Source organism: Dinghuibacter sp. (assembly GCF_035492835.1).
Lineage (GTDB): Bacteria > Bacteroidota > Bacteroidia > Chitinophagales > Chitinophagaceae > Dinghuibacter.
The window spans coordinates 1-10,255 of the sequence record NZ_DATJIY010000027.1 but is presented as its reverse complement, the minus strand read 5'-3'; the positions used below and the strand labels follow the sequence as shown (position 1 = coordinate 10,255).

The following is a 10,255-nucleotide window of genomic DNA, read 5'->3' as shown; positions in this document are numbered from 1 at the left end:
ATTTACCGGATGGTCCGCATGATCCCGATCTTGAACCCGACGTCGTAGAGGTGCTCGCTGATGGGATAGCTACTGATAAAGCTCGGCAGCATCTGGTAGCGGAACTGGGGACCGATTTGGATTTGGATGGGGCCGCGGTCGAAACGGAGGAAGGTTTCGGCTGCGGCGTTGATATTCCACTGGCGGAGCAGGTTGGGGTTCTGGATATAGGAGTGATAGTCGCTGGTCAGGAGGAAGGCCTTGGAGTTCAGGATGTAGGTGGGTTGCACGGTGCCGGATACGACCCAGCTGAAACCGGGGGTGCGGACCAGCGCGTATTCGGCGCCGACGGGGGCGGACAACTCCACCCGCTGGTTGGGTATGGAGGTGTTGGACGGTTTGTTGGCGTAGTTGCTCGTGGTCTGATAGGTGGTGGAGGGCACGCCGCCGGAGCCGCCAAGCGTTTGGTTAACGACCGTGGTACTCGTCGGTTCCGCCACAGCGGTGTAGCGACTGTAGTTGAACTGCAGCCCCGCCTTGAGGCGCAACCGGTCCGTGAGGGAATAAAAGGCGTCCGCGCCGGCTTCGAAACCTACCGAGGGACGCTGTTCCACCAGCTTGTTGATGTCGTAGCCGTTGTTGTCGACGATGAGGACGCCCACGCCCCTGGTCACGATGGCCGTACGGCTTTTGAGCACGCGGAAGCTGACCGAGGGCTCGAAGTGGAACAACCAGCTGTACCGGGTCGGCGCCTTGATGATCGAAAGCGGTTTGGAGGAAAGCGCGACGGATTTTTCGATGCCACCGGCGTCCCGTTTGAGCGGTTCGTTGCCGATCATATGGGACAAGGTTTCCTGCGATCCCGGGGCGGGGGCGCCGACGGCCAGGGTGCTGGACTTATCCGGCGCCGTTAGGACCTGCCCTTCCGGGGCCGATACGGTATGATCGTCCCCCACGGCGGAGTGCGGCTCTGCCGGCGCCGGGGAAACATTCATCAGGGAAAGCATAGGCGCGTTGCCCGGGTGGGTTAGCCAGGCGGGGCTCTGAAGGAGGTAATCCCCTGCCGTCAGATAGGTATTGCCCGTGAGCGATAGCGAATGGCTTTTGCCATTCCGGGAAGCAGAGGTACTGTTCAAAGAGGCCACGAGGGGGGCAGCGCTGGCCGCTGCCGGTTTGACGGATTTCGAAGGATTATGGATGGCGTAGGCGTTCGAAGGCGGATGGGGGTTGTCCTGCATCAGGACAAATACCCCGGCGATGATCATCAATGCAAAAGTCCCTCCTCCGATAAAGCGCCATTTCCTGCGGGTGTGCAACCGGTGATAGATGTTACCCCACACCTTCTCGGTGGGGTACATTTTGTAATCACCCGTTCTCTCCGTAAGCAGCTCTTCAAAATGGCCTCTTGAGAAATCCTTTTCCATTGTCAAAAAATGGGTATTCGATGTTGGTGAAACGGCGTGGGGGGCTCTAAGCAGTCAGTGTCGTATCCTTCTGTTCTCTCTTTTCCATCTTCTCAGGCGGAGCCAGGATGATCCGTTTCCGGATAAGGATGTCCTCCAGCATCGCTTTGGCTCTCGTGTACTGCGACCGGCTCGTGCTCTCTTCGATGTCCAGCATCTCGGCAATTTCCTTGTGGTTGTAGCCTTCGATGGCAAACAGGTTGAGCACCGTACGGTATCCTATAGGCAGCATCCGTATGCATTCGATGACCTGTTTGGCCTGAATCACGGCGGGCACCGCTTCTTCCCTCACGGACAGGTGTTGCGCATACTGTATGTCCACATTCTCCGAGAACTTCTTGTTCTTCTTGAGCAGGTTGATGCAGGTATGCACGATGATCTTCCTGATCCATCCCTCCAGGGCGCCCTTATGCTGAAACTGATGAATTTGCGAAAATATCCGGATAAATCCCTCCTGAAGCATGTCCTCCGCGTCTTCCCGGTTCTTCGCAAAGCGGTAACAAACCGACAGCATTTTTGGACTGTAGCGATTGTAGAATTCCTGCTGGGCGGCTGCATCTTTATGCAGACATCCTTGCAAGAGCACTTCTTCCGTCATGCAGGTAGGTTTAATACCCGAAATATAGACAAAATCCGGCAATCAATTGCTGCGCAGGCCCCGGTTTTTTTCCAAAATTGCCCTCTTGATTATCAACTAATTAGAATTTCGCCCGTCATTTCAGCCGGAATGGGGACGCCCAGTACCGACAGGATGCTCGGGGCGATGTCGCCCAGCTTCCCTGATTTCAGGGCGCCTTTTCCGTCCGCGCTGATAAAAAACAGGGGGACGAGGTTGAGGGAGTGAGCCGTGTTGGGGCTGCCGTCGTCGTTGACCATGTAGTCGGCGTTGCCGTGGTCGGCGGTCAGGAATACGGAATAACCGTGGGACAACGCCGCCGTAACGACCTGCTCCACGGCATGGTCCACGGTTTCGACGGCTTTGATGACGGCGTCCCATACGCCTGTATGACCCACCATGTCCGCATTGGCAAAGTTCAGGACGATAAAGTCGGCGGTCTCGCCGTTGATCTCGTTTACAATGGCCTTCGTGACTTCGGGGGCGCTCATCTCCGGCTGGAGGTCGTAGGTGGCGACCTTCGGGGATGGTATGATGATGCGTTTTTCTCCCGGGAATTCGGCTTCCCGGGTGCCGCTGAAGAAAAAGGTGACGTGGGGATATTTTTCCGTTTCGGCTATCCGGATCTGCGTCCGGCCGGCGGCGGAGAGGACCTCGCCCAAAGTGTTGGCCAGGTTGTCGGTTTCGAAGACCACGTGTACCCCCTTGAAGGTCTTGTCGTACTCGGTCATGGTCGTATAATGGAGCTGCAGCTTGTGCATGCCCTGGTCGGGGAAGTCCTGCTGGGTTAGGACCTGGGTGATTTCGCGACAGCGGTCGGTGCGGAAATTGAAGCAAAGCACGGCATCCCCGTCGGTCATCTTAACCAGGGGCTCGACACCCGAGGTCAGGATTATCGGCTTGATGAATTCATCGGTAACGCCCGCTTCGTAAGAAGCGCGGACGGCTTCGACGGGGTCGGTTGCGTAAGCGCCTACACCATTGACCATCGCGTCGTAGGCCAGCTTTACGCGCTCCCAGCGTTTGTCACGGTCCATGGCATAGTACCGCCCGGTGATGGTGGCGATATGGCCGGTGGTCTGCCGGAGGTGTTGCTGCAGTTCTTCGATATATCCCAGGCCGCCCTTCGGGTCGGTGTCACGGCCGTCGGTAAAGGCGTGAATAAAGACGCGGTCGAGTCCTTCCGAAGCGCAAAGGCTGGTGATCGCCTTGAGGTGGTTGATATGGGAATGGACGCCTCCGTCGCTGAGGAGGCCCATGAGGTGAAGGGGTTTGCCGTTGTCACGGGCGTAACGGATGGACGCCAGCAGGGCGGGGTTCTTTTGAAACGAGCCATCCCGGATCGCCACGTTGATCCGCTGGAGCTCCTGGTAGACGATCCGGCCGGCGCCCAGGTTGAGGTGGCCGACCTCGCTGTTGCCCATTTGGCCGTCGGGTAGACCTACGGCCTCGCCGCAGGTGACCAGGGTGTTGTGTGGATACTTTCCGTAAAGCGAGGAAACGAACGGGGTCTTTGCATGTTGTATGGCGTCCGAAGCGGGCTTTTGTCCCAATCCCCATCCGTCCATGATGATGAGGATGACCTTATTTTGACTCATGCGGCAAACCTACGGGAAAAAACGGGGTAATCCTGGCACACTTTTAGCGCAGTTCGGGTGTATGCAAACGTCGGGCACCATAAATGCAAAATTATCCAGGACCTTCCTCATTTGGGGCGCGGCGGCCATATTGATCACCTTTACGGCGGCTGGCGCACACCGGGGTTTTTTCCTGAGCCCCGTCACCGAAACCGTTTCCCGTCCGGAGGCGGCAGACCGGTTGACGCCGGTGGTCAGCGCTTTGCAAACAGGCAATGCCGAAGCCCTTTCGCATTACTTCGACAGCTATGTAGACCTGACGCTCCCGGACAAACCCGTGGGCTCTTGTAGCAAGAGCCAGGCGCGCATGGTGCTCCGGGATTTTTTCGAGACCTACAAGGTCAAAGGCTTCCAGGTCCAGAATGCCGCCGGGAACAAGGATAACCCCGGGTATTGTGTCGGCACCCTCCAAACCCTTGGCGGAAACTTCCGCACCAGCCTCTTTATCCGCCAGGACGGGGAGACACCTGTTATCAAGGAGATCGCGCTCGCGACCCGGTAGACTTTAACCCCTGTCAGACTTTCTTTACCTTTGCGGCATGCAACACAAGGAAATCGACCCTCTCGACCTCCTCATAGACCGCGCCCTCCAGGAAGACATAGGCCCGGGTGATTACTCTACCGTCGGTTGTATCCCCGCCCACGCGGTCGGACGCGCCAGCCTCAAGGTAAAAGACAGGGGAATCCTGGCCGGTATGGATGTGGCCGAACGCATCTTCCGGCGTCTCCAGCCCGATTGCCGCATCACCGCCTTTTTACAGGATGGCGCCCAGATATCCCCCGGCGACATCGCTTTCGATATGGAAGCCCGGGTGCATACCATACTCCTTGGAGAGCGGCTGGTATTGAATTGTATGCAACGCATGAGCGGTATCGCCACCCTAACCCATACGTATACCCGCCTGCTGGAAGGATACCACACACGGCTGCTGGACACCCGCAAAACGACGCCGAATTTCCGGATACTGGAAAAAGAAGCGGTCAGGATCGGCGGAGGCTTAAACCACCGCATGGGACTCTACGACATGATCATGCTCAAGGACAACCACATCGACTATTGCGGAGGGCTGGAAAAAGCGGTGGACAAGGCCTGGCACTATTCCCGGGAGCACCGGCTGGGGCTGAAGATAGAGGTGGAAACCCGGAACCTGGAGGACGTGGCTGCCGCCCTGCGGACCGGAAAGGTCGACCGCATCCTGCTGGACAATTTTGCGCCCGAGATGGTCGCCGAAGCCCTCAATATGATCTCGGGTCGCGTCGAAACCGAGGCCAGCGGAGGGATCAACCTCGATAATATCATCCTGTATGCCGCGACCGGCGTGGACTTCGTCAGCGTCGGGGCGGTCATACACCAGGCGCGGAGCCTGGATTTGAGTTTGAAAGCGATTGTCTAAGCCGGCGCCCGGCCCGCTTTCAGCACGGGGGCCGGGGCCCTAAAAGTTTTCCTATGTCAAAGAAAAAATTTCCCCTTTCCGACGGTATCGTCTTCTCCACGGACCCCGCCTTCCGAACCGGGCCGGAGCCGGAGCCCGAAGAGACGCCCGCCCCCGCCCACCAGCGGCTGAAGGTCACACTGGACACCAAGCACCGTGCGGGGAAGGCCGTGACCCTGGTCAGTGGTTTTATAGGTCGGGGAGAAGACCTGGAGGCCCTGGGCAAACAGGTCAAGAACCTCTGCGGCTCCGGGGGATCGGTCAAGGACGGAGACATCATCGTACAGGGGGACCATCGTCCTAAAGTTATCCAGTGGCTAAAGACAAAAGGATATAAAATTTTGTGAATGAGGTGTCAAAAACACCCATTTAGGATACTGTTTGGCCTCGTTTTATCGTATTTTCGGTTTAAACAGCTTTAGCGCATGGTCTCGACCGTTTCCGAAGGAGTCAAAGTGAGCGTAGAAACATTCTACCAGCCGGACTACAGCAATCCGTTGGCCGGCGAGTTTATGTTTGCGTACCGTATCACCATCGAGAATAACAATCCCTTCCCTATCAAACTGCTCCGTCGCCACTGGCACATATTCGACTCGAACGGTACCTACCGGGAAGTCGAAGGGGAAGGCGTGGTAGGCGTCCAGCCCGGTTTACAGCCCGAAGAGCGGTATCAATACGTGAGCGGCTGCAACCTCCGCACCGAAATGGGCAAGATGCACGGTACCTACCAGATGGAAAATCAACATTCCAAAGAAACCTTTGACGTGGCCATCCCGGTTTTTGAAATGATGGTGCCGTTCAAGATGAACTAACGGCCGCGCCGATTCGGCTATCCCTTCGGATTGTATTGCGCTCCCGCGAGCAAATCCTTTACCGGCACCGCCATCAATGCCTTCGGTCCCGGATCTCCCTTTCTCGAAACATACTTCCGCACGATCTGCCAGCCCACGAACGAACCGATGCTCCCCGGGGACTGGTCCGGCATGGTTTGCGTTGTCGGCGCGTCCCCCATATACGTCTTCACCTTGTCCGGATCGATCGTATACAGTACGTTCTGCTGCACCAGGAAGCTCCATATCAGGCCTTCGTTGGCCTTGCACCATTCGTATTGTTTGCCGGTATAACCGATCTTGAGCGTATCGGCCGTGCGCGGCAGGAATTTATCCAGGAGGTAGAGTCGCTTGCCACGGTCGATGATCTGCGCCATCAGGTTCGCGGTATCGTCGCCCGCCGGGTACATATCGTCCACGATGGCCGCCATACAGTTGACCGGTAAGTATTCCGGAGAAAAACGGCGGCTCACGAACGCCGGGTAGACTTCCTGGACCTCGGGGATCTGGTAGTAAGAAAAATCCGCCCCCATATAGTAGTCGAGGGATATGGCCAACCCATCCTGGCTGTATACTTCGCGTCCTCCGAAGTTGCCGATGAACGGGATGATCGTGGGGATGGCGTAATCCGGGTAATAGTATTTTATGTACCGGAAGTCGTTTTGCAATTCCTGCTGCTGCCTGGAAAAATCTCCGAATTTCGCCTGTACAGAATCCTCCAGCACCTGGTTCTGCGTGATGAAGTGCCGGAGCTCGCCGTACGCCAGCCGTGGACTGTCGGCCTGCGGGCCCAGGCCCAGCACGCTGCGCAGGAATACCGGCGCAAAGGCGGGGTATTTGGATGCCACTGACGGCCACTGGGCGGGTAGCTGGTTGGAATCGAGAGCAAACAAATCCTTGTCAAACCGTTTCACCTGGAGGGTTACCTTTATCGCGGACACATCGGGGATATTGTCCCCGTTATTACAGCCGGCCAGGGCTTTGCAGAGCAGCGCCAGCGCCAGGAGGTAATGCAGCTTCTTCATGGTCGCAAACTACGTAACTTTGCGGTATGAAAATCGCCCTGGCACAACAGAACTACCACATCGGCAATTTTGAATACAACACCCAGCGGATCATCGAAGGTATTGCCGGCGCCAAGGCCCTTGGAGCGGACCTGGTCGTATTTTCGGAGCTGAGCGTATGCGGTTATCCGCCCCGGGATTTCCTGGAGTTCGAGGATTTTATCCGCCGGTGCGACGACGCCATCCGCCTGATTTGTACGCACGCCGACACCATCGGCGTGCTGGTAGGTTGTCCCGTCCGCAACCCTGACCGGGAAGGGAAGGACCTCTTCAACGCCGCCTGGTTGTTGTACGAGGGAAAAGTACAGGATATCCGGCACAAGACCCTGCTCCCGACGTACGATATTTTCGATGAGTACCGCTACTTCGAACCCGGCTTCGAGTGGAACATCGTCGAGTTCAAGGGCCGCCGCCTGGCGGTGACCATTTGCGAGGACATCTGGAACCTGGGGGATAACCCGCTCTACCGCTTGTGCCCGATGGATAAGCTGATCACGCAGTCCCCCGATTGTATGGTGAACCTTTCCGCTTCGCCGTTCGACTATGCGCACGCGGAAGAGCGGGGCGCCATAGTCCGCGCCAACGTCGATAAGTATAGGTTGCCCATGTTCTACTGCAATGCCGTGGGCTCCCAGACCGAGATCGTTTTCGACGGCGGGTCGCTGGCGATGGACGCCTCCGGGCGCGTGGTGTCGGCGTTGCCGTTCTTTTCCGAAGGGATCGTTATGGCGGAGCTGACGCCGTCGGGCGAGGTATTGCCCTGCGGACCCGACGACGCTGAGGTAGCGGCTTCGGCCACGCCGCTAACTGCTTACGGCGCGCCGTCCCCGGCTTTGGGTGGCGCCTCTGCCGCGGGCGCCAGCACCACGGCTGACCCCAATGCTCCGGCCCTGGTAGCCCCCGCGCGCGTACCGAAGGTGGTCACCGCGGCGTCCGCCGGGTTCTCCAGGCTGGACGCGGACATCCTGCGGCCGGAGCTGCACATCGGCCGTATCCACGAAGCGCTGGTCATGGGTATAAGCGACTACTTTCGCAAGATGGGCTTCAGCAAAGCGCTCATTGCCAGCTCCGGCGGGATCGACAGCGCCCTGACGCTGGCGCTGGCCTGCGAGGCCCTGGGCGCGGCGAACGTCCGGGCGGTGCTGCTGCCCTCCCCGTATTCCACCGAGCATTCGGTGGCGGATGCCGTGGCCTTGTCTGAAACGCTCGGCAATCCGTACGATATCATACCCATCCGCGAGGTCTATGAGGCGTTCCTGCATACCCTGCACCCGGTGTTCGGCGACCTCCCTTTTAGCCTGGCCGAGGAGAACCTCCAAAGCCGGACCCGGGGCAATATCATGATGGCGATCGCCAATAAGTTCGGCTATATCCTCCTGAACACTTCCAACAAAAGCGAGCTCGCGACAGGGTACGGCACGCTCTACGGCGACATGGCCGGCGGCCTGGGCGTGCTCGGCGACCTCTATAAGCTCCAGGTTTACGCGCTGAGCCGTCACCTCAACCGCGCCGCCCCCATCATCCCCCAAAATATCCTGGATAAGGCCCCCTCCGCCGAGCTCCGCCCCGGCCAGAAGGATTCCGACAGCCTCCCCGACTACGCCGTCCTGGACCCGCTCTTGTATCAATACATCGAGCGCCGCCAGGGCCCCGCCGAGCTGGCGGAGCAAGGCTTCGATCCGGCCTTGGTTTCCCGCGTGCTGCGTATGGTCAATACCAACGAGTACAAGCGCAACCAGTTCTGCCCTATTATCCGCGTATCGCCAAAGGCCTTTGGTGTGGGCCGGCGCGTACCGATCGTGGCGAAGTACCTCGGTTAGGCCGGCGGCAGGGGTGCGGGGAAAACGCTATATTTGCGACCTATGTTACAGGTACCTTTTATCCGCCAAAACCGCGACCATGTTCTCGCCCGGCTTGCCGTCAAAAACTTCGGCGAGCTCGAGCTGATCGATGCCGTTCTCAGCCTTGACGACCGGCGCAAGACGCTGACTTTCCAGTATGATGAGAAGAAGGCCTCTGTCAACAGTGCGTCGAAAGAGATCGGGCAGTTGATGGCGAAGGGCGAGAAAGACCTGGCCGAGGCCCGCAAAAAGGAGGTGGCCAAGCTCAGCGCTGAGCTTGGCCCGATCGAGGCGGAATTGACCGCTGTCGAGAAGGGTTTGCACGACCTGCTGGTCAGGATACCAAACCTTCCGGCGCCCAGCGTCCCTCCCGGGCGGACCCCGGAAGACAACGAGGTGGTGCGGACGGGCGGCAAGCGCCCGGTCCTGCCGGCTGGCGCGCTCCCGCACTGGGACCTGGCAAAGAAATACCAGCTCATCGACTTCGAGCTGGGGACCAAGATCACGGGGAGCGGGTTCCCTGTGTACATCGACAAGGGCGCGAAGCTGCAGCGCGCGTTAATACAGTATTTCCTCGACTATAATACCGAGGCGGGTTACCGGGAGCTTCAGGTGCCGCATATGGTCAATGAGGCGTCGGCCTATGGGACCGGGCAGCTGCCGGACAAGGAAGCGCAGATGTACGTGGTACCGGAAGACGGGTTCTACCTGATCCCGACCGCGGAAGTGCCGCTCACCAATGTATACAGGGACGAAATCCTCAAGGAAGCGGAGCTGCCGGTGCGGATGACGGGGTATACCCCTTGTTTTCGCCGCGAGGCGGGGAGCTATGGCAAAGACGTACGCGGCCTGAACCGGCTGCACCAGTTCGACAAAGTGGAGCTCGTACAGCTGGTTCAACCGGAAAAGAGCTACGACGTATTGGAGGAAATGGTGACCCACGTGGAGCGCCTGTTGCAGACCCTCCAGCTGGAATACCGCATACTCCGTCTCTGCGGGGGCGATATGAGCTTTACGTCCGCCCTGACCTACGACTTCGAGGTCTATAGCGCCGCCCAGGAAAAGTGGCTCGAGGTGAGCTCCGTCTCCAACTTCGAGGCCTACCAGACCAACCGCGCCAAGATCCGCTATAAAGACGCCAAGGGGAAGACACAGCTGCTCCACTCCCTGAACGGCAGCTCGCTGGCGCTCCCGCGTATACTCGCGTGTCTGTTGGAAAACCACCAGACCGCGGAGGCGATAGCGCTACCCGAGGTTTTGCACCGCTACTACGGCGCCACCCAGATTTAGATGAATATTTCGCCTCTTCGTTCCGCCCTAAGCGCGTAGGCCCCGTGGAGTGGGGTGGGGTGCCTCTTTTACCCCGTTTTGCGAAACGTTTCGCAAAACGGG

The 10,255-nt window shown here is 58.5% G+C and carries 10 protein-coding genes; 6 read left to right on the top strand and 4 right to left on the bottom strand.

The annotated features are described in order from the left end of the window. Positions 1–2 precede the first annotated feature (2 nt). From VL547_RS02735 to gpmI, 3 genes are all read right to left on the bottom strand, one after another. Complete coding sequence (locus tag VL547_RS02735; protein WP_325574925.1) at positions 3–1,403, bottom strand: hypothetical protein; 1,401 nt, start codon at positions 1,401–1,403, stop codon at positions 3–5. Between the two features lie 46 nt (positions 1,404–1,449). Then, complete coding sequence (locus tag VL547_RS02730; protein ID WP_325574923.1) at positions 1,450–2,040, bottom strand: sigma-70 family RNA polymerase sigma factor; 591 nt, start codon at positions 2,038–2,040, stop codon at positions 1,450–1,452. Positions 2,041–2,132: 92 nt separating this feature from the next. Further along, positions 2,133–3,656 (bottom strand): 2,3-bisphosphoglycerate-independent phosphoglycerate mutase, encoded by a 1,524-nt coding sequence (gpmI, locus tag VL547_RS02725; RefSeq protein ID WP_325574921.1) that lies wholly within the window; start codon positions 3,654–3,656, stop codon positions 2,133–2,135. Between gpmI and VL547_RS02720 the strand changes: the two genes are divergently transcribed. From VL547_RS02720 to apaG, 4 genes are all read left to right on the top strand, one after another. Continuing rightward, a complete protein-coding gene (locus VL547_RS02720; RefSeq protein WP_325574919.1) occupies positions 3,655–4,197 on the top strand; it encodes a DUF4783 domain-containing protein in 543 nt (180 codons plus the stop codon). The genes gpmI and VL547_RS02720 overlap by 2 nt on opposite strands. 37 nt (positions 4,198–4,234) lie before the next feature. Then, a complete protein-coding gene (gene nadC / locus VL547_RS02715) occupies positions 4,235–5,089 on the top strand; it encodes a carboxylating nicotinate-nucleotide diphosphorylase (protein WP_325574917.1) in 855 nt (284 codons plus the stop codon). 53 nt (positions 5,090–5,142) lie between these two features. After that, positions 5,143–5,475, top strand: coding sequence for a translation initiation factor (locus VL547_RS02710; protein ID WP_325574915.1), 333 nt, complete (start codon positions 5,143–5,145; stop codon positions 5,473–5,475). 78 nt (positions 5,476–5,553) lie between these two features. After that, on the top strand, positions 5,554–5,940 hold the full coding sequence (gene apaG, locus VL547_RS02705; protein WP_325574913.1) for a Co2+/Mg2+ efflux protein ApaG: 387 nt from the start codon (positions 5,554–5,556) through the stop codon (positions 5,938–5,940). Between the two features lie 17 nt (positions 5,941–5,957). On the opposite strand, the gene VL547_RS02700 is transcribed toward apaG, so the two are convergent. Then, entirely contained in the window at positions 5,958–6,983 is a 1,026-nt protein-coding gene (locus VL547_RS02700; protein ID WP_325574911.1) for a hypothetical protein, read from the bottom strand. Positions 6,984–7,009: 26 nt separating this feature from the next. Here VL547_RS02700 and VL547_RS02695 point away from each other — a divergent pair, with 26 nt between their 5' ends. Together VL547_RS02695 and serS are read left to right on the top strand one after the other, a co-directional pair. Next, a complete protein-coding gene (locus VL547_RS02695; RefSeq protein WP_325574909.1) occupies positions 7,010–8,842 on the top strand; it encodes an NAD+ synthase in 1,833 nt (610 codons plus the stop codon). 42 nt (positions 8,843–8,884) lie between these two features. Further along, positions 8,885–10,153: a serine--tRNA ligase gene (serS, locus tag VL547_RS02690; RefSeq protein WP_325574907.1), complete on the top strand. Its 1,269-nt coding sequence runs from the start codon at positions 8,885–8,887 to the stop codon at positions 10,151–10,153. Positions 10,154–10,255: the final 102 nt, after the last annotated feature.